Genomic DNA, 23,198 nt, shown 5'->3' with positions numbered 1-23,198 from the left:
CGCTGGGCTGCGAAGCAGCCCCAATAAAAGCGCCGGGATTTTTCTGTTAGTACTCAGCGCGTGGGGTTTTAGGGCTGCTTCGCAGCCCAGCGCGGGGCGAGCCCGCTCACCACAAGAACTTCATTACCTCAGATTATGCTTTCACCGAAGATGTGTAGATACGACTGCCCCGATAGCGCCATGCCGGGCCACCTATCAAGTGACTGATCCATCGCAATCGGAAACCTCCGACCTTGAACCTGCCGCGCCAGAGATCATTGCGTATGTACCCGATATCCCCGCAACTTGTCGCGTTCGTTGAAAAAACCGAGTCTTTCACCAGCGCCGACTCTTCCCTGGCGAGCCTGCGCCAAAGTTACGAACGCATGTGCCAGGCATTCACCCCGCCGAAACCGGAAGGCTTGCAGCTCACGGACTTCACCCTGGCCGGCGTGAACGTGCGCAGTTATCTGCCCCCCACACCGCCACCCGCCGACGGCTGGCCATGTCTCCTCTATATACACGGCGGTGGCTGGGTGGTCGGCGGCCTGGATTCCCACGACTTCATCTGCTTCGAGCTGGCCAATGCCCTCCGGGTGCTGGTGATCGCCATCGACTACCGCCTGGCGCCCGAGCACCCATTCCCGGCCGCCTACGACGATTGCCGCGCAGTGTGGCAGGCGATCCAGAAAGGGCAGGCGCCACACGCCATCGATCGGCAACGCCTGGCAGTGGTCGGTGACAGTGCGGGCGGCAACCTGGCGGCGGCGTTGTGCCTGGGGTTGCGCGATGATGGCCAGCCTATGCCGCGGGCCCAGGTCCTTATTTACCCCGGACTGGGCGGCACGGCTGATTTGCCCTCGCGCCGTGACTGCATGGACGCGCCGCTGCTCAGCACTGCCGACACCGACTACTACCTGGCGCTCTACCTGCGTGGTTTGGCTAAACCATCGCCCTATGCTATGCCGCTGCTGGCCGAGGATTTCAGTGGTTTGCCCAAGGCCTTGATAGCAGTAGCCCAATTCGACCCGCTGCGCGACGACGGCATGCTGTACGCCGAGCGCCTGCAACAGGCCGGTGTGCCTGCGCGGTTGTATCCGGGCAAAGGCCTGGTCCACGGCTGTCTACGCGCAAAGGGCCAGGCCCCGGAGGTGGATCGGCTGTACGGCTACCTGTTGGATTACCTGAGGAGCGAACTACTGACGCAGCTCTAAGCGCTCAAGGACATGCTCATTGCACAATTCGGGTTTATAGTGCCAGACGGCAAAATAAAAGACGTCCCCCCAGGGATGAACCCGACCCCCTACGGAGCGCGCAATGCAGACTTGGTACCCGCAGATCAAACCCTACGCCCGGCACGATCTGGCCGTCGATGACACCCACACGCTGTACGTCGATGAAAGTGGCTCCCCCGAAGGCTTGCCTGTCGTATTCATCCACGGTGGCCCTGGCGCCGGTTGCGATGCCCAGAGCCGCTGCTATTTCGATCCCAACCTGTACCGCATCGTCACCTTCGACCAGCGTGGCTGCGGCCGTTCCACCCCGCGCGCGAGCCTGGAAAACAACACCACCTGGGACCTGGTCGCCGACCTCGAGCGCATCCGCGAACATCTTGGCATCGACAAATGGGTGCTGTTCGGCGGCTCCTGGGGCTCGACCCTGGCCCTGGCCTACGCGCAAACCCACCCCGAACGTGTGCATGGCCTGATCGTGCGCGGTATTTTCCTCGCCCGCCCCCAGGACATCGAATGGTTCTACCAGGCTGGTGCCAGCCGCCTGTTCCCGGACTACTGGCAGGACTACATCGCGCCGATTCCCGCCGATGAGCGTCACGACATGATCGCGGCCTACCACAAGCGCCTGACCGGCAACGACCAGATCGCCCAGATGCACGCCGCCAAGGCCTGGTCCGGCTGGGAAGGGCGCATGCTCGGCCTGTGCCCGAGCCCGCAGCACGTGGAGCGTTTTTCCGAGCCTCAGCGCGCGCTGTCCATCGCCCGTATCGAGTGCCACTACTTCACCAACAACTCCTTCCTGGAGCCCAACCAGCTGATTCGCGATATGCACAAGATCGCCCATCTGCCTGGCGTCATCATCCATGGCCGCTACGATATGATCTGCCCGCTGGATAACGCCTGGGAGCTGCATCAGGCCTGGCCGAACAGCGAACTGCAGGTCATTCGTGAAGCGGGTCATGCGGCGTCCGAGCCCGGGATTACCGATGCACTGGTGCGCGCGACCGGCGAAATGGCACGGCGCCTGCTTGATCTGCCGCCAGAAGAAGCATGAAGGCCTTGCTGCAACGGGTGCGTAGCGCCCGGGTCGAAGTGGCGGACGAAATCGTCGGAGCGATTGACCAAGGTTTGCTGGTGCTGGTGGCCGTCGAACCTGCAGATACGCCCGAGAGCGCCGACAAACTGCTGCACAAGCTGCTTAACTACCGGGTGTTCAGCGACGACGAGGGCAAGATGAACCTGTCGTTGAAGGATATCGATGGCGGATTGCTGCTGGTGTCGCAGTTCACCCTGGCGGCGGATACCAAGAGCGGCCTGCGGCCAAGCTTCTCAACCGCTGCACCGCCGGCCCTGGGAGCGGCGCTTTTTGATCACTTGCTGTTACAAGCGCAACAATTGCATGGCAAGGTGGCCTCGGGGCGTTTTGGCGCAGATATGCAGGTGCATCTGGTCAATGATGGCCCTGTGACCTTTCTCTTACAGACATGAATGTATTAAAAACGACTTTAATGCCTAAAAACGTAGGGTTTCGCTACAAATACTTCGTTGTCCCTGATGCGTTGTCTCGCGGGCTACTAGATAATCGCGCGCTACGGGGATCAGCGTTGTTTGGTCCATTTTTGACTTAGGTAGAGACTTGTCCGACGGCCTCAGGGGAATCATTTGGACCCTGGGGAGTCGGAACAATGCTCGCCAACCTGGCATATAGATAGCTGGCCGTTGGTTTTTTGATCTGTTTTCGGCGAGGGTTGCTCGTGATTGTTAGTCCCTGTAATGCACCAAAATTGTCTGCCAAACGGTTACGAAACGCACTGGTGACGGGCTCCGCCCTGTTTTGCCTGTTCGGCGCGGGTCAACTGTGGGCATTCAGTCTGGATGATGTGTCGGCCAAGGCAAAAGAGCTGGCCGGGCAGAAATACGAAGCTCCGCGCAGCAATCTGCCGAACGAGTTCCGCGAAATGAAGTTCGCGGACTACCAGAAGATTCGTTTCCGCAATGAAAAAGCCGAATGGGCCGATCAGAACACCCCGTTCAAGTTGTCCTTCTATCACCAGGGTATGCATTTCGATACACCGGTGAAAATCAACGAAGTGACCGCCGACAGCGTCCAGGAAATCAAATACGACCCGACTCGCTTCGATTTCGGCGACGTGAAGTTTGATCCTAAAGCCACCGAACAGCTGGGTTACGCCGGTTTCCGTGTGCTGTACCCGATCAACAAGGGCGACAAGCAAGACGAAATCATGACCATGCTCGGCGCCAGCTATTTCCGCGTCGTCGGCAAGGACCAGGTCTATGGCCTGTCCGCCCGTGGCATGGCGATCGATACCGCGCTGCCGTCGGGTGAAGAATTCCCGCGTTTCACCGAGTTCTGGATCGAACGTCCAAAACCGGGTGACAAGCACCTGGTGATCTTTGCCCTGCTGGATTCCCCACGTGCGACCGGCGCCTATCGCCTGATCCTGCGTCCGGGCACCGACACGGTTGTCGATGTGAAATCCCAGATGTTCCTGCGTGACAAGGTCAGCAAGCTGGGCGTTGCCCCGTTGACCTCCATGTTCCTGTTCGGCGCCAACCAGCCGTCCAAGGTGCTCAACTACCGTCGCGAGTTGCATGACTCCAGCGGCCTGTCGATCCATGCCGGCAACGGCGAGTGGATCTGGCGCCCCCTGAACAACCCTAAACACCTGTCGGTCAGCAACTTCACCGTGGAGAACCCGCGTGGGTTCGGCCTGCTGCAACGCGGTCGCAACTTCAGCCACTACGAAGACCTCGACGACAACTACGACAAGCGTCCAAGCGCGTGGATCGAGCCTGAAGGCGACTGGGGCAAGGGCTCCGTCGACCTGGTCGAGATCCCGACTGCCGATGAAACCAACGACAACATCGTTGCGTTCTGGAGCCCGGCCGAGTTGCCGGAAGTCGGCAAGCCGCTGGAAGTGGCCTACCGCCTGCACTGGACCCTCGATGATGCCGCGTTCCATTCGCCGGACAGCGCCTGGGTCAAGCAGACCCTGCGCTCCACCGGTGACGTGAAGCAATCCAACCTGATCCGTCAGCCGGATGGCAGCGTGGCTTACCTGGTGGACTTCGAGGGCCCGTCCTTGAAGAAACTGCTGCCGGACGCCCCGGTGCGCAGCCAGGTGAGCGTGAGTGACAACGCGGAGCTGGTAGAAAACAGCGTGCGCTACAACGAACACACCAAAGGCTGGCGCCTGACCCTGCGTATGAAGATCAAGGACGCAGGCAAGCCGACCGAGATGCGTGCAGCCCTGGTCCAGGACATCACGCCGCCTGAGCCTGAGCATGTTTCCACCCAGGTGCTGAAGGCCGACAAGGTCCTGGCCAAGCAGCATGATAAACAGGCCAAGAAAGACGCGAAAGACAAGGAAGCCAAGCAGCCAGAAGCTGCCCCAGCCACACCGGAGCCGATCAAGACCGAGCAAGTCCTGACCGAAACCTGGAGCTATCAGTTGCCTGCCGATGAGTAATTCTCAAGTCCAGCCAGAGACTCTCTCCGAGTACCTGGCGCATCTTCCGATGACCGCTGAGCAGCGCGCCGAGTTGGCGGGCTGCACATCCTTCACCGAGTTGCACGAGCGCTTGTCGTCCAAGGCGTTCGATGCACCCGTCGACGCCGCCCAGGCGTCGGTGGGTCGCCGCTTGACCCTCAGCACGGCCGAAGAGCTGCAAGACGCCGAAATGCTCGGGCTCGACGCCAGTGGGCGCGTGTGCCTCAAGGCCACGCCGCCCATCCGCCGTACCCGCGTGGTGCCTGAACCGTGGCGCACCAATATCCTGGTGCGCGGCTGGCGACGGATCACCGGCCGCAGCAACCCGCCGACCCCGCCGAAGGATGAGCGCGTATTGCCGGCGGCCCGCTGGCGTACCGTGGGTTCGATTCGTCGTTATATCCTGCTGGTGCTGATGCTCGGCCAGACCATCGTGGCCGGCTGGTACATGAAAGGCATCATGCCGTACCAGGGCTGGTCGCTGGTCGACTTCGACGAGATCCGCAACCAGACCCTGCTGCAAACCGCCACCCAGGTGCTGCCTTACGCCCTGCAGACCAGCATCCTGATCATGTTCGGGATCTTGTTCTGCTGGGTCTCGGCCGGTTTCTGGACTGCATTGATGGGCTTCCTCGAACTGCTCACCGGCCACGATAAATACCGGATTTCCGGTAAAAGTGCCGGCGACGAGCCGATCCCGAAAGAGGCGCGCACCGCGCTGGTCATGCCGATCTGCAACGAAGACGTGCCGCGGGTATTCGCCGGTTTGCGCGCGACGTTCGAATCGGTGGCCGCCACCGGTGACCTCGATCGTTTCGACTTCTTCGTGCTCAGCGACAGTAACGAGGCCGACATCTGCATCGCCGAGCAGCAAGCCTGGCTCGACGTCTGCCGTGAGGCGGGTGGCTTCGGCAAGATCTTCTATCGCCGCCGTCGCCGTCGCGTGAAGCGTAAAAGCGGCAACCTCGACGACTTCTGCCGTCGTTGGGGCGGCGACTACAAGTACATGGTGGTTCTCGACGCCGACAGCGTGATGAGCGGCGAATGCCTGACCAGCCTGGTGCGCCTGATGGAAGCCACGCCGGATGCCGGGATTATCCAGACCGCGCCGCGTGCGTCGGGCATGGACACCCTGTATGCGCGCATGCAGCAATTCGCCACCCGGGTGTACGGCCCGCTGTTCACCGCCGGCCTGCACTTCTGGCAGTTGGGTGAATCCCACTACTGGGGTCACAACGCGATCATCCGCATGAAACCGTTTATCGAGCACTGCGCCCTGGCGCCATTGCCGGGTAAAGGTGCGTTCGCAGGTTCCATCCTGTCCCACGACTTCGTTGAAGCGGCGCTGATGCGCCGTGCCGGCTGGGGCGTGTGGATTGCCTACGACCTGCCGGGCAGCTACGAAGAACTGCCGCCGAACCTGCTGGATGAACTCAAGCGTGACCGTCGCTGGTGCCACGGCAACCTGATGAACTTCCGCCTGTTCCTGGTCAAGGGCATGCACCCGGTGCACCGCGCGGTGTTCCTGACCGGCGTGATGTCCTACCTGTCGGCGCCGTTGTGGTTCCTGTTCCTGGTGCTGTCGACGGCCTTGCTGGCGGTCAACACCCTGATGGAGCCGCAGTACTTCATGGCGCCACGCCAGTTGTACCCACTGTGGCCGCAATGGCATCCGGACAAGGCGGTGGCGCTGTTCTCCACCACCATCGTGCTGCTGTTCCTGCCGAAGTTGCTGAGCATCATCCTGATCTGGGCCAAAGGTGCGAAGGAGTTCGGTGGCAAGTTCAAGGTGACGATGTCCATGCTGCTGGAGATGCTGTTCTCCATGCTGCTGGCGCCGGTGCGGATGATTTTCCACACCCGTTTCGTGCTCGCCGCGTTCCTCGGCTGGGCCGCGACCTGGAACTCGCCGCAGCGTGACGACGACTCCACCCCGTGGGGCGAAGCGATCAAGCGTCACGGCACGCAGACCCTGCTGGGCTTCTTCTGGGCCCTGCTGGTGGTGTGGTTGAACCCGAGCTTCCTGTGGTGGCTGGTACCGATCGTCGGTTCGTTGATGCTGTCGATCCCGGTGTCGGTGATCTCCAGCCGGGTCAACCTTGGCCTGAAGTCCCGCGATGAGAGCCTGTTCCTGATCCCTGAGGAATACAATCCGCCGCAAGCGTTGCTGTCCACCGACAAGTACACCCACGAAAACCGTTGGCACGCGCTGAAAGACGGCTTTGTGCGTTCGGTGGTCGACCCGCAGCAGAACGCCCTGGCCTGTGCCCTGGCGACCTCGCGTCACGGTCAGGCCGAGCCGATCGAGTACCTGCGTGCCGAGCGTGTGCGCCACGCGTTGAAAGTCGGCCCTGCCGGCCTCAACAACGGCGAACGCCTGGCGTTGCTCAGCGACCCGGTAGCCCTGGCCCGCTTGCATGAGCAGATCTGGAGCGAAGGGCATGCCGAGTGGCTCGCTGCCTGGCGTAATTCGATCAAGGCCGACCCGCACGCGCCGTTACTGCCGCTGCAACCGCTGTCGTCCCAGGCCCAACCGGCCTGATTCAGGCGCCCCCGAGGGTTCACTTCGGGGGCGTTCGAAGCGCTGGTCCTACAGCGTTTCTCTATCGCTCTAACTCCTTGTTATTTCGAAACAAAAGTCCCTTGTCTGAGGCGTATTTGCGTGCCCGCGAGTGGGGTAGGATCGCCCCCCAAATTTGACTCGGTCACAGGGGGATTCATGATCAAAAGGTATTGTTCGGCATTGCTGATCGGCGTTATTGCATTGATTCACGCTGGTCTGGTGCAGGCCGGTGCCATCGACGATGCGGTTCGGCGTGGTGTGTTGAAAGTGGGTACTACGCCCACCTATGTCCCCTTTGAAATGACCGATAAAGAGGGCCGTATCGTTGGCTTTGAAATCGACCTGCTCAAGGTGATGAGCCAGGCCCTGGGCGTTGAGCTTGAATTGGTCAGCGTGCCCTATACCGAGTTGCTGCCTGGGCTACAGGCGAAAAAGTTCGACCTGATCGGTAGCGGCATGACCGTCACCCAGAAGCGCAACCTGAAGCTGAATTTCAGCGACTCCTTTATCGTGGTGGGGCAAACCGTGTTGCTGCACCCCAGCCTGAAGGACAAGGTCGCCAGTGTCGAAGACCTGGACGACGCCACTTACCGTGTCACCACCGTCCAGGGCACCACTGGCGAGGCGGCGGCGCAACGCTTCCTGGGGGCGGCGCGCTTGAGCAGTTTTGCAACGCCCCGGGAAGCTGTGCGCCAAGTGGTGAACGGTGCCGCCGATGCCTTTATTTACGATGCGCCCTACAACCTGATCGCCCTGAGCTTGCCGGAAAACCGCGAGCTGCTGGCGCTTGAACAGCCGTTCACCTTTGAACCCTTGGCGTTTGGCGTGAAGAAAGGCGATTTTGACAGCCTCAACTGGATCAACCATTTCCTCAATCAAGTCGCCCAGGACGGGACCTACGATCGCTTGCACGACAAGTGGTTCAAGGACATGGACTGGCTGGTAGAGGTCGACTGGAAGTCATAACTTCTTACACATCAATCCGTTGCCAGCGCTACCAACGCAAGCGTCTATCCCAGCAGCTGGCTGCGTTGTTGTGGGACTTTTCCGACATACGCAGATAACAAATACCCGTGAAACCTTTGTGACAGGCAATGAGTGGGTTAGGATCGCACCCCGAATTGGTGCAGCCCTTTTGCGCGCCGACCGTATAAGAATCGTTCAGGGGACTTGATGATGAAAAAGTATCTTTCGATGCTGCTGCTCGGCGTCGCCGCGCTGGTTGCGGCCAATGCCGCCCAGGCCGGTGCCATCGATGATGCGGTCAAGCGCGGCACGCTGAAAGTCGGCATGGACCCGACCTACATGCCGTTCGAAATGACCGACAAACGCGGCGAAATCATTGGGTTCGAGGTCGATATCCTCAAGGCCATGGCCAAGTCCATGGGTGTCAAGCTGGAGCTGGTGTCCACCGGCTATGACGGCATCATCCCGGCGTTCCTCACCGGCAAGTTCGACATGATCGGCAGCGGCATGACCCTGACTCAGGAACGCAACCTGCGCCTGAACTTCAGCGAACCCTTCATTGTGGTTGGCCAGACCCTGCTGATCCGCAAGGAGCTGGAAGACACCATCAAGTCCTACAAAGACCTGAACGACGAGAAGTACCGCCTGACCTCTAAGCTCGGCACCACCGGTGAGATGGTCGCCAAGAAGCTGATCTCCAAGGCCAAGTACCACGGCTATGACAACGAGCAGGAAGGTGTGCTGGACGTGGTCAACGGCAAGGCCGATGCCTTTGTGTATGACGCGCCATACAACGTGGTCGCCGAGAAAAAAGTCGGTAACGGCAAGCTGGTGTTCCTCGAAGAACCCTTCACCTTTGAACCCCTGGCGTTCGGCCTGAAGAAGGGTGACTACGACAGCATCAACTTCATCAACAATTTCCTGCACCAGATCAAGAACGACGGCACCTACGATCGCATCCATGACAAGTGGTTCAAGAGCTCCGAGTGGCTCAAGGACATGGAATAAAGCGGGACTGTTTTCTGTTGCGAGAGGGCTTGATGTGGGGAGCGGGCTTGCCACCTCAAGTGTGCGGGCCTCGAATTTTTTGGATGCTGAGTAGATGAAACAGAAAAAAGCCCAATGGCCCTGGCACCTGCTGACCGTCGTCGTGCTGGTCGGCCTGGCTGGCGCCTTGTACTACGCTACCTCGCTGATGTCCTACGAATGGCGCTGGAACCGGGTCCCGCAATACTTCGCCTACCAGGCCGAAGAGTCCCAGCGCGCTGCGGACATCTCCACTGTCGTGGAGCTGGTCCGCAAGGGCGATGTGGCCGAAGTCACCCTGCGCAACGATGCCGGCGTCGAACAACGCGTGAGCGTGGCCGACAACAGCCTGCAAGTGGCGCGCGGCGATGATGTGGCCGAAGGCGATGTCATCGGGGTTAACCGCCATTGGGCGTTGGGCCCCTTGATGTGGGGGCTGTGGACCACGTTGTGGCTGTCGGTGGTATCCGGGATTCTCGGCCTGGCGATCGGTCTTGCAACCGGGTTGTGCCGACTGTCCAATAACCCGACCCTGCGCGATCTGTCGACGATCTACGTCGAGCTGGTGCGTGGTACGCCACTGTTGGTGCAGATCTTCATTTTCTACTTTTTTATCGGCACGGTGCTCAACCTGTCCCGGGAATTCGCCGGGATCGCCGCCCTGTCGTTGTTCACCGGCGCCTATGTGGCGGAAATCGTCCGCGCGGGGGTGCAGTCCATCACCCGTGGCCAGAACGAGGCGGCTCGCTCCCTGGGCCTGAGCGCCAGCCAGTCGATGCGTCATGTGGTGCTGCCGCAGGCCTTCAAGCGCGTGTTGCCGCCGCTGGCCGGGCAATTTATCAGCCTGGTGAAAGACACCTCGCTGGTCTCGGTGATCGCGATTACCGAGCTGCTCAAAAGCGGTCGCGAAGTGATCACCACCTCGTTCTCGCCGTTTGAAATCCTGTTCTGCGTCGCAGGGTTGTACCTGCTGATCAACCTGCCGCTGTCGAAAATGGCCAGCCGGCTTGAGCGGAGGCTCGCCCAAAGTGATTGAAGTCCGCGATCTGGTAAAAGTCTTCGATACCCGCGGGCATGTGGTGCGCGCGGTGGACCATGTGACCACCCAGGTGGCCAAGGGCGAAGTGTTGGTGGTGATCGGCCCGTCCGGCTCCGGCAAGTCCACGTTCCTGCGTTGCCTCAATGGCCTGGAAGAGTTCGATTCCGGCTCGGTGAGCATCGATGGCCTGCAACTGGCCGACCCGAAAACCGATGTGAATGCCTATCGCCGTGAAGTCGGTATGGTGTTCCAGCACTTCAACCTGTTCCCCCACATGACCGTGCTGGAAAACCTGTGCCTGGCGCAAAAAGTCGTGCGCAAGCGCGGTAAGAAAGAGCGCGAAGCCAAGGCCCTGGCGCTGCTGGAAAAGGTCGGCATTGCGCAGAAAGCCAACGAGTTCCCGTCGCGGCTTTCCGGTGGCCAGCAACAGCGCGTGGCGATTGCCCGGGCGTTGGCGATGGAGCCCAAGGTGATGCTGTTCGACGAGCCCACCTCGGCCCTCGACCCGGAAATGGTCGGCGAGGTGCTGGACGTGATGAAGACCCTGGCCCTGGAAGGCATGACCATGGTCTGCGTCACTCACGAAATGGGCTTTGCCCGTGAAGTAGCGGACCGGGTGCTGTTCTTCGATCATGGCAAGTTGCTGGAGGATGCGGCCCCGGCCGAGTTCTTCGCGGCACCCAAAGACCCGCGTGCCCAGGCGTTCCTGCGCCAGGTGCTATAGGGCGCGGGGCGTTCATACCTTGAACCGCCCCACGCATTGCTGCAAATCCGTTCCCAACCGCGCCAGTTCGATACTGGCCGCTGCCGTCTGTTCACTGGCGGCGGCGGTTTGCTCCGAGGCGTCGCGTACTTTCAATACGCTGCGATTGATCTCTTCGGCCACCGCACTTTGCTCCTCGGCGGCAGCGGCGATCTGCGGGTTCATTTCCTGGATGACCGACACCGTGCGGGCTATCTCCGTCAGGGAGTCCCCGGCGTTGCGGGCCAGGCCGACGCTGTTGTCGGTCAGGGTGCGGCTGTAATCCATGATGTCGGCCACTTGTTGGGTTCCGCTGTGCAGGCCGCCAATCAGCTCTTCGATTTCCTCGGCGGACTGCTGGGTCCGTTGGGCGAGACCGCGCACCTCATCGGCGACCACCGCGAAGCCTTGACCGGCCTCGCCGGCCCGTGCGGCTTCTATCGCAGCGTTGAGCGCCAGCAGGTTGGTCTGCTGTGACACGGACTTGATCACATCCAGCACGCTGCTGATTTTCTGGCTTTCCCGTTGCAGCCCAATCATGGCCTGGCCTGCGCGCGCCATTTCATGGGCAAGGTGCTCGATTTGCGCCACGACATCCGTCACCACCTGATCGCCCAGCTCAGTCTGTTGATTGGCCTGTCCGGCGGCGAGGGACGCCTGCTCGGCGTGGCGCGCAACCTCCTGGGCGGTGGCGAGCATCTGGTTCATGGCGGCGGCGACCTGCTCGGTTTCATCGCGCTGATTATTCACCCCTGCGCGAGTTTGTTCGGTCACGGTGGAGAGCTCCTCGGGGGCGCTGGCAATTTGCCGCGCGTTGTCGCTGATGTTGCCAATCAGCCCCCGCAGGTTCAGCGTCATTTGGCTCATGCTGCGTTGCAGTTGACCCAACTCGTCACGCCGTCGGGATTGCACGTCATGGCTCAGGTCGCCTTGCGCAATGCGATTGGCGGCGGACAGCGCTTTGCGCAGCGGTTTCACGATTTGCCCGGCAATCAGCCAGGCCGCCAGGGCTCCGAGGAGCAAGGCTGCAGCGGTCGTACCAAGGGTTTGGGTGCGGGCTTGTTCGGCTTCGCGTTCGCGCCGTTGAGTCTGGTCCTGGCCCAAGAGATCGCTCTGGGCGAGCAGTTGGTCCAGCTGCTGTTCCAATTGATTTTGCGCGCCTTCGGTTGTGAGTTGCGTGTCCTTGAGGCGTGTGAGGTGGGTGCGGATACTGAGCACGGTATTTTTCAGGGCGCCGCTGTCGACCGGCAATTTTGCTACGCCAGCCTGGGCGAGTTCGAGGTTACGCTCGGCGTCGCTGACGGCCTGGGCGTAGGCATCCAGCGAGCTGGCGGCCCAGGCAGGGGTTTGGGCGCGATCCTCCGCCTGCTCTATGGCCTGGCGCAGGTTTTCGATGGCATCGAGGGCTTTTTCATCCTCCTGGTCGGGTAAGTCGCTGGCCAGTTGTGCCAGCACGTCACCGGTGCGTACGGAGCTCTGCTTCAGTTGTTCACGGGCACTCTCACGTTTCTCGACCAGGGCGGGCACCTCCTTGAGCGTGGTTTTGAACGTTGCGGAGAGGCGGGTCATCTCCTGCAGGTATTGAATGGATTTGGGGACTTTGAGCCGGTTGGAAAGCTCGCTCAGGAATCCGTCGATTTTTTCTATGCTCAGGCTCAATTTGTTGAGGCTGTTGGTATCGTCCAGGGTTCGGTAGACGATTCTGTCGGCCCGCAGTTCTTCACCCGTCACGGCCAGTTGCGCGAGCACGGTCAGGGTTTGCGAGCGGTAAAGGGACGCGGCCAGCGCCTGCCAGCCAGTCACGGCAATCACAAGGCTCAATGCCAGGACCAGGGAGAAGCCCAGGGCCAGTTTGAGAGTGACACTGGCGTCACCCAACAGGTAAGTCATTCGACGAAGCATGATCAACCTCCGACAAGTGAACAGTGGGCGTTCTCAACATGCGCAGGCACATTGAGCTGAATTGAACGCTAGTTCTCTCGGCGCAGAGGTGGGGCTGATAAACGCGTAGGAAATTTCACAGATTGCAGGCGGCGACCCAGGGCGGGTCGCCACGCGGGGAAGGGGTCAGACCCGGAAGCGGCCGACCAGCGCCTGGAGATGGGTGCCCAGGCGCGCCAGTTCGGTACTCGATGCGGCAGTCTCTTCACTGGCCGAAGCCGTCTGCTCGGAGATATCACGCACGTTCAACACACTGCGATTGATCTCTTCCGCCACGGCGCTTTGCTGCTCGGCGGCGGTGGCGATCTGGGAGTTCATCGCCTGGATGGTCGAGACCGTGCGTGTGATGTTCTCCAAGGCGCTGCCGGCGCGGCGCGTCAACTCGACACTGCTGTCGGTGAGGCCACGGCTGTTGTCCATGATGTTCGCCACCTGCTGGGTGCCGCTTTGCAGGCCGACGATCAGCTCTTCGATCTCTTCGGTGGACTTCTGGGTGCGCTGGGCCAGGCTGCGTACTTCATCGGCCACCACCGCGAAACCGCGTCCGGCCTCACCGGCCCGTGCCGCTTCAATGGCTGCGTTGAGGGCCAGCAGGTTGGTTTGCTGGGCCACGGACTTGATCACATCGAGCACGCTGCCGATCTTGTCGCTTTCGCGCTTCAGATCGGCCATGGCGACCGTGGAGTTGCCGACTTCAGTGGCCAGGCGTTCGATCTGGGCGATCGCTTCGCCGACCACTTTGTCGCCTTCACGGGCCTGCTGGTCGGCGGCCAGCGCGGCTTCCGAGGCTTCCTCGGCATTGCGCGCCACTTCCTGCACGGTAGCGGCCATTTCATTCATGGCGGTGGCCACCTGGTCGGTCTCGACTTTCTGGCTGTTGACCCCGGCGCTGGTCTGTTCGGTCACGGCCGACAGTTGCTCGGCAGCGCTGGCGATCTGGGTGACCCCTTCACTGATGCCGCCGATCAACTCGCGCAGGCCCATGGTCATGCTTTGCATGGCGCGTTGCAATTGGCCCAGCTCATCCTGGCGCAAGGAGGTGAGGTTGTGGCTTAGGTCGCCCGACGCGACACGCTCGGCGACCTGCAGGGTCTGGTTCAGGGGGAGGATGATCTGGCGGGTGATGGCCCAGGCGGCAACCAGGCCGAAGATCAGCGCCAGCACGGTGGCCATTAGCAGCAAGTATTTGGCTTGCGCGGCATCCGCATCGCGTACCGCGGTCTGGGAAACCGTCAGTTTGTCACTGTGGCCCAGCAGGATATCGCCCTGGGCAGACATGGTCTTGAGTGCCGCTGCGCTGGCCACTTGAGAGTCGCGGTATTGGCTGACGGCGGCGCGGTAGGCTTGCAGTGAGACGCTGGCCTGTTGCAGGTTGGCTGAATACTGATCAGGTATTTGGCTGGTGAGGCTGGTGATTTTTTTCAGCGCGTTGTCGATGGCATCCAGCGCGGGCTGCTCGGCCTCGACCTTGCCGCTGTAGGTGTAGCCCCGTACTTGGAAGCGCGCTTGCTGGATCAGTTTGCTCAGGTCCACCACGCTGTTGAACAGCGTGACACTGTCGCCTTGCAGCAGGGATTTCTCCACTTCGCTGACCTTGAGTACCGCATTATCGGCGGTATCGCCCAGCTTGCTGCGGGCATTTTCGCGGTTGGTGCCTGCCTGCACCATATCGTTGAACGCGCGCTTGTACTGGTCCACGGCGGCCAATTGCTCATCGACCAGGGCGGCATCCGTGGGTTGTTCGATCAGGCTGCGTGCGGTCTTCAGGCCAGTGTCCAGCTTGTTCAGCAGCTCGCTGACGGCGGTCGGGCCTTGTTCGCCACGGCGCATCTCGTAGTCGAGGCGTGCCAGGCGCAGGTCTTTGGTCAAGCCGTTGAGGCTGGAGATGTAACCCAGCTTGTCACCACGGCTGATCACGTCGCCCAGGCCGCTCCAGCCGGTGAAGGTGATCATCAGTGTCAACAGCAATACCAGGCCAAAGCCCACCGCCAGCTTGGTTTTGACGCTGACATTCCCCAGTTTTTCGGCTAACCAACGATACATGCTGCGAACTCCCCTGGAACCAAGCTTTGACTTATTCACGGGTTATCGGCCTGCATACGGAATTCTGTAGCGACGCTCTACCCTGTGGGAGGGGGCTTGCTCCCGATAGCTATGGGTCATTCAGCATTTCTGATGCTGAACCACCGCCATCGGGAGCAAGCCCTCTCCCACAGGGGGAACAGCGGTGGGTTTAGAACAGGCGAGAGAGCAGGGCGGTGACGGCCGTTTCGACGCGTAGGATGCGCGCACCCAATTGCACCGGCTGCAAGCCGGCCTTGGCCAGCAGGTCCACCTCATAGGGGATCCAGCCACCTTCCGGGCCTATGGCCAGGGTGACCGGTTCATCCAGCCCACGGGGGCAGGCTGGGTAGTCGCCGGGATGGCCAATCAGGCCAAGGGTGCCTGCGGTCATGGCCGGAAGGCGGTCTTCGACGAAGGGCTTGAAGCGCTTTTCGATAACGATTTGCGGCAGTACCGTGTCCCGCGCCTGTTCCAGGCCGAGGATCAGTTGTTCGCGAATGGCCTCGGGCTCCAGGAAGGGGGTCTGCCAGAAGCTTTTTTCCACCCGGTAGCTGTTGACCAGCACCACTTTCGGCACGCCCATGGCCGCCACGGTTTGCAGGACCCGGCGCAGCATCTTCGGACGTGGCAGGGCTAGCAGCAGGGTCAGGGGCAGTTTGACCGGCGGTGGTTGGTCGAAGCTCACTTGCAGTTCGGCTTCGCGGGCTTCCAGGCGCAGCAATTGCGCGTTGCCCATCAACCCGCCAAGGCGCCCGACCCGCAGGCTGTCGCCTACGGCGGCGCGGTGGACTTCCTGCATATGCACCAGGCGCCGATCACGCAGGATCACCCGGTCGGCCGCAATGAAGTCGGCATCGAACAGCAGCAGCAGGTTCACGGCTGGGTCGCTGGCGGCTGGTCGTCGTCGGCGGGTTGGTCATCCGGGTGATCGCCACGCTTGCTGATCAGGCCGCTGAACAGGATGCCGATCTCGAACAGCATCCACATCGGCACGGCCAGCAGGGTCTGGGAGAAGATGTCCGGCGGCGTGAGGATCATACCGACCACGAAGCAGCCGATGATCACGTACGGGCGGATCTTCTTCAGGTACTGCACGTTGACCACGCCGATCCACACCAGCAACACCACGGCCACGGGGATTTCGAAGGCGACGCCAAAGGCGAAGAACAGCGTCATCACGAAGTCGAGGTAGCTGGTGATGTCCGTCATCATCTCCACGCCGGCCGGGGTGGCGGCAGCGAAGAACTTGAAGATCAACGGGAATACCAGGAAGTAGGCGAAGGCCATGCCGGTGTAGAACAGCAGGATGCTCGACACCAGCAAGGGCACGGCGATGCGCTTCTCATGCTTGTACAGGCCCGGTGCGATAAAGCCCCAGATCTGGTGCAGGATCACCGGGATCGCCAGGAACAGCGAGACCATCATCGTCAGCTTCAACGGTGTGAGGAAGGGCGATGACACATCGGTGGCAATCATCGTCGCGCCGGCCGGCAGGTACTGGCGCAGTGGCGTGGAGACGAAGGTGTAGATCTGCTGGGTAAAGGCGAACAGCCCGGCAAAGATCACGAAGATCGCGGCCACGCAACGCAGCAGGCGGGTCCGCAGCTCGGTCAGGTGCGAGACCAGCGGCATATGCTGGTCGTTTTCCGGTTTATCAGCGCTCATGGGGCTCGCGGCGGCAATGTAGGGTCATGGGGCGCGGGCGACGCAGCGGGCGTCGGCGCAGGCTCGGTTGCAGCGGTCGGGGTCGGGGCGGCGGGCGGGGTATCCACCGCAGGCGCGATGCTGTGCTCGGCCCCAGGCTCCACCGGTTTGGCGGGCTCCTGCACCGGCGACAGGATCTTCCGGGCTTCCTGCTCCAGCGACAGAATATGTTCGTTGTGCAGTTGGCGACGGATCTCGTCGGCGCCGATTTCCCGTTCAACTTCCTGTTTGATGGCGTTGAAACTGCGTTTCAGGCGCCCGATCCACAGGCCGGCCGTGCGCGCGGCACCGGGCAGGCGTTCCGGCCCCAGTACCAGCAAGGCAACCAGGCCGACGAGCAGCAGTTCAGAGAAGCTGATACCAAACATTAGTCAGTGCTCACGAGTCTTTGCGGGTCGGCTCTTCGACTTTTTCAGCCTGCACGTCGAAGGTACGACGCTCGGTGATCGGCTGGGTGGCCTGGGGGTGTACAGGCTGGGCCGGTGGCACCGGGTTGGCGGCCGGGTCGGCAGGCTTCTCATCGTCGTTCATGGCTTTACGGAAGCCCTTGATCGACTCGCCCACGTCGGTGCCGAGGTTTTTGAGTTTCTTGGTGCCGAATACCAGTACCACTACCACCAGGATGACGATCCAGTGTTTCCAGTCAAAAATGCCCATGCTGCAAATCCTCTAGTAAAAGTTATTCAAGCGGACGGGCGCGAGGCCTTTTCGGCGTGCCCGGACAAGCCGAAGCGACGGTCCAGTTCATCCAGCACGGCCTGTGGATGCTGCCCCAGTTGGGCGAGCATGACCAGGCTATGGAACCACAAGTCGGCGGTCTCATAGATGACATCGCTGCAATCGCCGCTGATTTGCGCGTCCTTGGCCGCGATGATGGTCTCGATGGACTCTTCGCCGAGTTTTTCCAGGATCTTGTTCAGACCCTTGTGGTACAGGCTGGCGACGTAGGAGCTGTCGGCGTCCGCACCTTTGCGGTCCTCCAGCACCTGGGCCACACGGTTGAGGGTATCGCTCATGGTCAGTGTCCTGCCGAGTAGATGGCATGCGGGTCTTTGAGCACCGGCTCTACAACCTTCCATTCGCCGTTCTCGAACACGCGATAGAAGCAGCTGTGGCGGCCGGTGTGGCAGGCGATGTCGCCGATCTGCTCGACCTTGAGGATCACCACGTCGGCGTCGCAGTCGATGCGCATCTCGTGCAGGGTCTGCACGTGCCCGGACTCTTCGCCCTTGCGCCACAGTTTGCCACGGGAACGTGACCAGTAAATGGCGTGCTGCTCAGTGGCGGTGAGGCTCAGGGCCTCGCGGTTCATCCAGGCCATCATCAGCACGCGCCCGGTCTTGTAGTCCTGGGCAATGGCCGGCACCAGGCCGTCACTGTCCCACTTGATCTCGTCCAGCCAGTCTTTCATCTTCGGCTCCGGCAATTTGCGACAGTGTATAACCGGATTGGCTATCGACGCACGATCAGATAAACACCCACGGCGACCATGATGCCGGCCGGCCAGTGGCCCAGTTGGTTCAGCGGCCCGCCAATGGCCAGCATCACGCCACCGACCAGGTGCGCAGCACCCAGCAGGCGCAGGAACCAGTCGTCCTTGCGCTTCTGCCAGGGCGGCGCGGGGTCTTTGGCATGGGGCTGGGACATGCGCTCCAGCAGGTCGCGGGTCATGTTGGCCAGGTGCGGCAGCTGTTCGAACTGGCTGTGCAGGTTGCCCAGCAAGGTTTTCGGGCTGACCCGCTCGCGCATCCAGCGTTCCAGGAACGGCTGGGCGGTGTTCCACAGGTCGAGGTCCGGGTACAGCTGGCGGCCCAGGCCTTCGATGTTGAGCAGGGTTTTTTGCAGCAGCACCAGTTGCGGCTGCACTTCCATATTGAAGCGCCGCGCGGTCTGGAACAGGCGCATCAGCACCTGGCCGAAGGAGATATCTTTCAGTGGCTTTTCAAAGATCGGCTCGCACACGGTGCGGATCGCCGCTTCGAATTCATTGAGCTTGGTTTCCGCCGGCACCCAGCCCGAATCGATGTGCAGCTGCGCCACGCGGCGGTAGTCACGCTTGAAGAAGGCGAACAGGTTGCGCGCCAGGTAGTCCTGGTCTTCCGGGGTCAGGCTGCCGACGATGCCGCAGTCGATCGCAATGTACTGCGGGCTCCACGGATTGACGGTGCTGACGAAGATATTGCCGGGGTGCATGTCGGCGTGGAAGAAACTGTCGCGGAACACCTGGGTGAAGAAGATCTCCACGCCGCGCTCGGCGAGCATCTTCATGTCGGTGCGCTGGTCGGCCAGGGTCGCGAGGTCGGTGACCTGCACGCCGTAGATGCGCTCCATCACCAGCACTTTCGGGCGGCACCAGTCCCAATACACCTGCGGCACGTACAGCAACGGCGAACCTTCGAAGTTGCGCTTGAGCTGGCTGGCGTTGGCTGCTTCGCGCAGCAGGTCGAGTTCGTCGTAGATGGTTTTCTCGTAGTCGGCGACCACGTCCACCGGGTGCAGCAGGCGCGCATCGGCAGAGAAACGTTCGGCGGCGCGGGCCAGGATAAACAGCCACGCCAGGTCCTGGCCGATGATCGGCTTGAGGCCCGGGCGAATCACCTTCACCACCACTTCTTCGCCGCTCTTCAACTGCGCGGCGTGCACTTGCGCCACCGAGGCCGAGGCCAGCGGTTCGACGTCGAAGCGGCTGAACACCTCGCTGATCTTCTTGCCCAGCTGCTCTTCGATCAGCTTCATCGACTGCTGCGAATCGAACGGCGGTACGCGATCCTGCAGCAGCATCAGTTCGTCGGCGATGTCTTCGGGCAGCAGGTCGCGGCGCGTGGAGAGGATCTGCCCGAACTTGATAAAGATCGGCCCCAGGTCCTGCAAGGCCAGGCGCAGGCGCGCGCCCCGGCTCAACTCCAGCTGCTTGCGCGGGAACCAGCGCCACGGCAGCACATAGCGCACCGCCAGCAGGAACCACGGCAAAGGCAGGGCGAACAGCAGGTCATCGAGGCGGTAGCGGATTACGACGCGCTGGATACGGAACAAACGGCGGACGGCGAGCAGCTTCATGCGTTATCGCTTGGATCAAGGGAACGGCTCAGGCGCTCGAAGCGGGCCTCGAGGCGTTCCAGGTCGATTTTGGCCTTGTCGAGCTCACGAAAGCGCGCTTGCGCTTCGCGTTCTCCGACCAGGGTGCGCGATTCTTCGCTCAGGTATTCGGCAAGGTTCTGGTTGAGGCTGGCGAACCCCTGCTGGTACCAGCGCGTGCGACTGCGCAGGTGCCCGCTGATCAACTGGGTGGCGACGGGGCCGATCCAGCGGGACAGCTCGTATTCCCAGTCCAGTTCCAGGTCCTGCAGTACGGCGGCCAGGTCCATCAGGACCGCGCTGTCGCCTTCCAGGTGCACTTCGGGGCCGTGGAGGATGGCGGTCTTGTTGCGGCTCAGCGTTAGGTGCAACAGGCTGGAGGCCGGTGCACGCAGGGTGCAGTCGGCTTCGGCAGCCCATTGAGTGGCGAGCAGCAGGCCTTCATCGCTGGGCAGGATAAACAGCTGCAGGGCGGGGCTGGTGCAGTCCACGGCGATGACCTTGCCGTTCAAGTGCGCGAGCCGCGCCAGGGCGGTGCTGTCCAGGCGCAGTACACGGTTGATACCGTGTTCGACGCTGGCGAGAAGGCCTTTGAGCAGCATCAGGGCTTGATGCCACGGTGCAGGGCGACAATGCCCGAAGTCATGTTGTGGTAGGTCACGCGGTCGAAACCGGCTTCTACCATCATCGACTTCAGGGTTTCCTGGTCGGGGTGCATGCGGATCGATTCGGCCAGGTAGCGGTAGCTTTCGGCGTCATTGGTGATCAGCTTGCCCATCAACGGCATGAAGGCGAAGGAGTAGGTGTCGTAGACCTTGGACATCAGCGCGTTGGTCGGCTTGGAGAACTCCAGTACCAACAGGCGACCACCCGGCTTGAGTACGCGCAGCATCGAGCGGATCGCGTCTTCCTTGTGGGTCACGTTGCGCAGGCCGAAGGCGATAGTCACGCAGTCGAAATGGTTGTCGGGGAACGGCAGCTTTTCAGCGTCGGCCTGGACGAATTCGATATTGCCGGCCACGCCTTTGTCGAGCAGGCGGTCACGGCCGACCTTGAGCATCGAGCCGTTGATGTCCGCCAGCACCACCTGGCCGGTAGGGCCGACGAGCTTGGAAAACTTGGCCGCCAGGTCACCCGTGCCGCCGGCGATGTCCAGCACGCGGTTGCCGGTGCGTACACCCGACAGCTCGATGGTGAAGCGTTTCCACAGGCGGTGCATGCCGCCGGAGAGCACGTCGTTCATCAGGTCGTACTTGGCCGCCACGGAGTGGAATACCTCAGCGACTTTTTCCGCTTTCTGGCTTTCCGGGACGTTCTTGAAGCCGAAGTGAGTGGTGGGTTCGGCATCGCTGCCTTTGCGCTGATCAGTCATATCGCTGTCACCAAAAGAGAATGCGGGACATGATAATCCCCAAGGCCTGCTTTGTCTTGGCAAGGCTGCAGGTAAGATAGGCAGGCACCGAGACCTTTTGCCGCATTCAAGGTATTCAAATCCCTATAAAGAGGAGTCATCGCAATGGCCCGTATAACCGTTGAGCGTGCACATTCCCTGGGTAAAGAAGGGGCACGCGCAAAGGCCGAGAAGTTGGCGCATAAACTCCAGGAGCAATATGGCCTGGAGCCCTCCTGGTCCGGCGATACCTTGAACCTCAAGCGTTCGGGGGTTAAAGGCACCGTATTGGTGGCGGATGATTTGCTGCGCATTGATGTGGAACTGGGCCTGTTGATGTCGGCCATGAGTGGCACCATCAAGTCCGAAATCGAGAAAGCCCTGGATAAAGCCTTGGCCTGATGCGCGAGTACTTAGGGTGCCGATTCTAATTTTCCAGCCTACTTTGTGCCCAGGCCCTCAACTCCTGCGGGCCGTTCCTCCCCCCCTTTTCTGCGTGAGGTGCACCATGGCCAAAGTTATCCTGAAGAAAAAAATCGATGCTCAGACCGGCGCGTTGAGTGACGTTAAAACCTACGCCCGCAAGATCTGGTTGGCGGGTCTTGGTGCCTACGCGAAGGTCGGCAGCGAGGGCGGCGACTACTTCAAAGAGCTGGTTAAAACCGGTCAACATGTTGAAAGTAAAGGCAAAAAAGTTGCAGTGGAACAACTTGATGCAGCCAACAGTCAGATTGATCAAGTAAAGAGTAATGTCTCCGCGGTCAAAGGTCTGGTAGAAGTTCAGCTGGATAAAGTTGAAAAAGCTTTTGATACTCGCGTTGCCAGTGCCTTGAATCGAATTGGCATTGCGTCTAAACATGACGTGGAGACACTCTCTGCTAAGCTCGAAGAGCTGACGGCATTGCTCGAACGTGTCGCGCGTAAACACTAAGGAGACATCGGGATGGCTGTTAAAAAGACTACTCAGAAAGAAGGCAGCTCGTGGGTCGGGAAAGTTGAAGAGTATTCCCGCAAGATCTGGCTGGCTGGTTTAGGCGTTTACTCGAAGATCGACAGTGACGGCAGTAAACTCTTCGAGACCTTGGTTAAAGACGGCGAGAAAGCCGAGAAGTTGACCAAGAGCGCAGTGGGTAAACAAGTAGGTGCTGCCAAAGCGACTGCCGGTTCGCGCATCAGTGATGCGAAGAAACAGGTATTGGGTACTTGGGGCGAACTCGAAGGGGCTCTGGACAAGCGCCTCAACAGTGCTATTTCGCGCCTGGGCGTGCCGAGTAAAGCTGAGCTGAAGACCCTGCACAGCAAGGTCGATACCCTGACAAAGCAAATCGAAAAACTGACCGGTGCCAAAGTGGCTCCAGTGAAAGCGGCCGCCGCTAAACCGGCTGCCAAGCCTGCTGCAAAAACGGCCGCTGCCAAACCAGCGGCTAAAACGGCTGCCAAACCTCTGGTGAAAGCTGCCGCCAAGCCAGCTGCAAAACCCGCGGTCAAGGCAGCTGTAAAATAAAAGCAGTCGCTAAACCGGCTGCCAAAACCGCAGCGGCCAAACCGGCTGCCAAGGCCACAGCTAAACCCGTGGCTGCGAAAGCAACTGCCAAACCTGCGGCCAAGCCAGCAGCCAAGGCCGCCGCAAAACCGGCGGCTAAGCCCGCAGCCAAAACCGTAGCGGCCAAACCCGCGGCCAAGCCTGCCGCTGCTAAACCTGCAGCCAAGCCCGCCGCCGCGAAACCGGTGGCCAAGCCAGCCGCCAAACCTGCTGCGGCGAAGAAGCCAGCTGCAGCGAAAAAACCGGCAGCGCCCAAGCCTGCTGTTGCCGCCAAGCCGGCAACCACGGCACCGGCTGCGTCGGCGGCCAACTCGGTGTCGGCACCCACGCCAGCCGCCACCCCGACTGCAACGCCGGTCACCCCGACGCCAACCAGTCAGTCCTGATTTTTCCGGGACGCGTAAAAAATGCCCGGCCTG

At 61.1% G+C, this 23,198-nt stretch carries 22 protein-coding genes and 2 pseudogenes; 12 read left to right on the top strand and 12 right to left on the bottom strand.

Annotated features, from left to right (window positions below; genetic code table 11):
- Nucleotides 1–263: 263 nt before the first annotated feature.
- The 9 genes from V3W40_RS19075 (at nucleotide 264) to V3W40_RS19035 (ending at nucleotide 11,044) form a co-directional block, all read left to right on the top strand.
- Entirely contained in the window at nucleotides 264–1,193 is a 930-nt protein-coding gene (locus V3W40_RS19075) for an alpha/beta hydrolase (protein WP_330215499.1), read from the top strand.
- Nucleotides 1,194–1,296: 103 nt separating this feature from the next.
- Entirely contained in the window at nucleotides 1,297–2,268 is a 972-nt protein-coding gene (gene pip / locus V3W40_RS19070; RefSeq protein WP_027605045.1) for a prolyl aminopeptidase, read from the top strand.
- Complete coding sequence (dtd, locus tag V3W40_RS19065; protein WP_065925734.1) at nucleotides 2,265–2,702, top strand: D-aminoacyl-tRNA deacylase; 438 nt, start codon at nucleotides 2,265–2,267, stop codon at nucleotides 2,700–2,702. Before pip ends, dtd begins: the two co-directional genes overlap by 4 nt.
- 323 nt (nucleotides 2,703–3,025) lie before the next feature.
- Entirely contained in the window at nucleotides 3,026–4,705 is a 1,680-nt protein-coding gene (locus V3W40_RS19060; RefSeq protein WP_235865643.1) for a glucan biosynthesis protein G, read from the top strand.
- A complete protein-coding gene (gene mdoH, locus V3W40_RS19055; RefSeq protein ID WP_065946670.1) occupies nucleotides 4,698–7,268 on the top strand; it encodes a glucans biosynthesis glucosyltransferase MdoH in 2,571 nt (856 codons plus the stop codon). Before V3W40_RS19060 ends, mdoH begins: the two co-directional genes overlap by 8 nt.
- 177 nt (nucleotides 7,269–7,445) lie before the next feature.
- Nucleotides 7,446–8,255: a transporter substrate-binding domain-containing protein gene (locus V3W40_RS19050; RefSeq protein WP_065946669.1), complete on the top strand. Its 810-nt coding sequence runs from the start codon at nucleotides 7,446–7,448 to the stop codon at nucleotides 8,253–8,255.
- A 210-nt stretch (nucleotides 8,256–8,465) separates the two neighbouring features.
- A complete protein-coding gene (locus V3W40_RS19045) occupies nucleotides 8,466–9,263 on the top strand; it encodes a transporter substrate-binding domain-containing protein (protein WP_330215498.1) in 798 nt (265 codons plus the stop codon).
- A 94-nt stretch (nucleotides 9,264–9,357) separates the two neighbouring features.
- Nucleotides 9,358–10,317 (top strand): amino acid ABC transporter permease, encoded by a 960-nt coding sequence (locus V3W40_RS19040; protein ID WP_065925730.1) that lies wholly within the window; start codon nucleotides 9,358–9,360, stop codon nucleotides 10,315–10,317.
- Nucleotides 10,310–11,044 (top strand): amino acid ABC transporter ATP-binding protein, encoded by a 735-nt coding sequence (locus tag V3W40_RS19035; RefSeq protein ID WP_027605038.1) that lies wholly within the window; start codon nucleotides 10,310–10,312, stop codon nucleotides 11,042–11,044. Before V3W40_RS19040 ends, V3W40_RS19035 begins: the two co-directional genes overlap by 8 nt.
- A gap of 12 nt (nucleotides 11,045–11,056) precedes the next feature.
- Here V3W40_RS19035 and V3W40_RS19030 read toward each other — a convergent pair whose 3' ends face one another.
- The 12 genes and pseudogenes from V3W40_RS19030 to ubiE form a co-directional block, all read right to left on the bottom strand.
- Nucleotides 11,057–12,964: a methyl-accepting chemotaxis protein gene (locus V3W40_RS19030; protein WP_330215497.1), complete on the bottom strand. Its 1,908-nt coding sequence runs from the start codon at nucleotides 12,962–12,964 to the stop codon at nucleotides 11,057–11,059.
- A gap of 165 nt (nucleotides 12,965–13,129) precedes the next feature.
- The gene (locus V3W40_RS34765; protein ID WP_370671261.1) at nucleotides 13,130–13,843 is read right to left on the bottom strand and encodes a methyl-accepting chemotaxis protein; all 714 of its coding nucleotides are present in this window, start codon (nucleotides 13,841–13,843) and stop codon (nucleotides 13,130–13,132) included.
- A gap of 141 nt (nucleotides 13,844–13,984) precedes the next feature.
- Nucleotides 13,985–14,956: pseudogene (locus V3W40_RS34760) on the bottom strand (methyl-accepting chemotaxis protein); the annotation flags it as partial.
- Nucleotides 14,957–15,236: 280 nt separating this feature from the next.
- A complete protein-coding gene (locus V3W40_RS19020; RefSeq protein WP_330215496.1) occupies nucleotides 15,237–15,944 on the bottom strand; it encodes a 16S rRNA (uracil(1498)-N(3))-methyltransferase in 708 nt (235 codons plus the stop codon).
- Entirely contained in the window at nucleotides 15,941–16,732 is a 792-nt protein-coding gene (gene tatC, locus V3W40_RS19015) for a twin-arginine translocase subunit TatC (RefSeq protein WP_027605034.1), read from the bottom strand. The genes V3W40_RS19020 and tatC overlap by 4 nt, the downstream gene beginning before the upstream one ends.
- Nucleotides 16,729–17,139, bottom strand: coding sequence for a Sec-independent protein translocase protein TatB (gene tatB / locus V3W40_RS19010; RefSeq protein ID WP_330215495.1), 411 nt, complete (start codon nucleotides 17,137–17,139; stop codon nucleotides 16,729–16,731). Before tatB ends, tatC begins: the two co-directional genes overlap by 4 nt.
- 10 nt (nucleotides 17,140–17,149) lie before the next feature.
- On the bottom strand, nucleotides 17,150–17,428 hold the full coding sequence (locus tag V3W40_RS19005; RefSeq protein WP_003171180.1) for a twin-arginine translocase TatA/TatE family subunit: 279 nt from the start codon (nucleotides 17,426–17,428) through the stop codon (nucleotides 17,150–17,152).
- Between the two features lie 26 nt (nucleotides 17,429–17,454).
- Nucleotides 17,455–17,787 carry a phosphoribosyl-ATP diphosphatase gene (locus V3W40_RS19000; protein ID WP_027605032.1) on the bottom strand — a complete coding sequence of 111 codons (333 nt, stop codon included), beginning with the start codon at nucleotides 17,785–17,787 and terminating at the stop codon, nucleotides 17,455–17,457.
- 2 nt (nucleotides 17,788–17,789) lie between these two features.
- Nucleotides 17,790–18,182: a phosphoribosyl-AMP cyclohydrolase gene (hisI, locus tag V3W40_RS18995; RefSeq protein WP_330215494.1), complete on the bottom strand. Its 393-nt coding sequence runs from the start codon at nucleotides 18,180–18,182 to the stop codon at nucleotides 17,790–17,792.
- 41 nt (nucleotides 18,183–18,223) lie between these two features.
- A complete protein-coding gene (gene ubiB, locus V3W40_RS18990) occupies nucleotides 18,224–19,828 on the bottom strand; it encodes a ubiquinone biosynthesis regulatory protein kinase UbiB (RefSeq protein WP_027605031.1) in 1,605 nt (534 codons plus the stop codon).
- Nucleotides 19,825–20,448 (bottom strand): ubiquinone biosynthesis accessory factor UbiJ, encoded by a 624-nt coding sequence (locus V3W40_RS18985; RefSeq protein WP_065925724.1) that lies wholly within the window; start codon nucleotides 20,446–20,448, stop codon nucleotides 19,825–19,827. The genes ubiB and V3W40_RS18985 overlap by 4 nt, the downstream gene beginning before the upstream one ends.
- The gene (gene ubiE, locus V3W40_RS18980; RefSeq protein WP_003171186.1) at nucleotides 20,448–21,218 is read right to left on the bottom strand and encodes a bifunctional demethylmenaquinone methyltransferase/2-methoxy-6-polyprenyl-1,4-benzoquinol methylase UbiE; all 771 of its coding nucleotides are present in this window, start codon (nucleotides 21,216–21,218) and stop codon (nucleotides 20,448–20,450) included. The genes V3W40_RS18985 and ubiE overlap by 1 nt, the downstream gene beginning before the upstream one ends.
- A gap of 144 nt (nucleotides 21,219–21,362) precedes the next feature.
- Between ubiE and V3W40_RS18975 the strand changes: the two genes are divergently transcribed.
- The 3 genes and pseudogenes from V3W40_RS18975 (at nucleotide 21,363) to V3W40_RS18965 (ending at nucleotide 23,165) form a co-directional block, all read left to right on the top strand.
- Nucleotides 21,363–21,638, top strand: coding sequence for a polyhydroxyalkanoic acid system family protein (locus V3W40_RS18975; RefSeq protein WP_065940772.1), 276 nt, complete (start codon nucleotides 21,363–21,365; stop codon nucleotides 21,636–21,638).
- Between the two features lie 106 nt (nucleotides 21,639–21,744).
- Nucleotides 21,745–22,167, top strand: coding sequence for a phasin family protein (locus tag V3W40_RS18970; protein ID WP_027605028.1), 423 nt, complete (start codon nucleotides 21,745–21,747; stop codon nucleotides 22,165–22,167).
- 12 nt (nucleotides 22,168–22,179) lie between these two features.
- Nucleotides 22,180–23,165 (top strand): annotated as a pseudogene (locus tag V3W40_RS18965) (phasin family protein).
- Nucleotides 23,166–23,198 lie beyond the last annotated feature (33 nt).

It is taken from the genome of Pseudomonas sp. AM8, from assembly GCF_036346475.1.
Taxonomy (GTDB): domain Bacteria; phylum Pseudomonadota; class Gammaproteobacteria; order Pseudomonadales; family Pseudomonadaceae; genus Aquipseudomonas; species Aquipseudomonas marginalis.
This window is presented reverse-complemented; position numbering and strand designations above follow the sequence as displayed.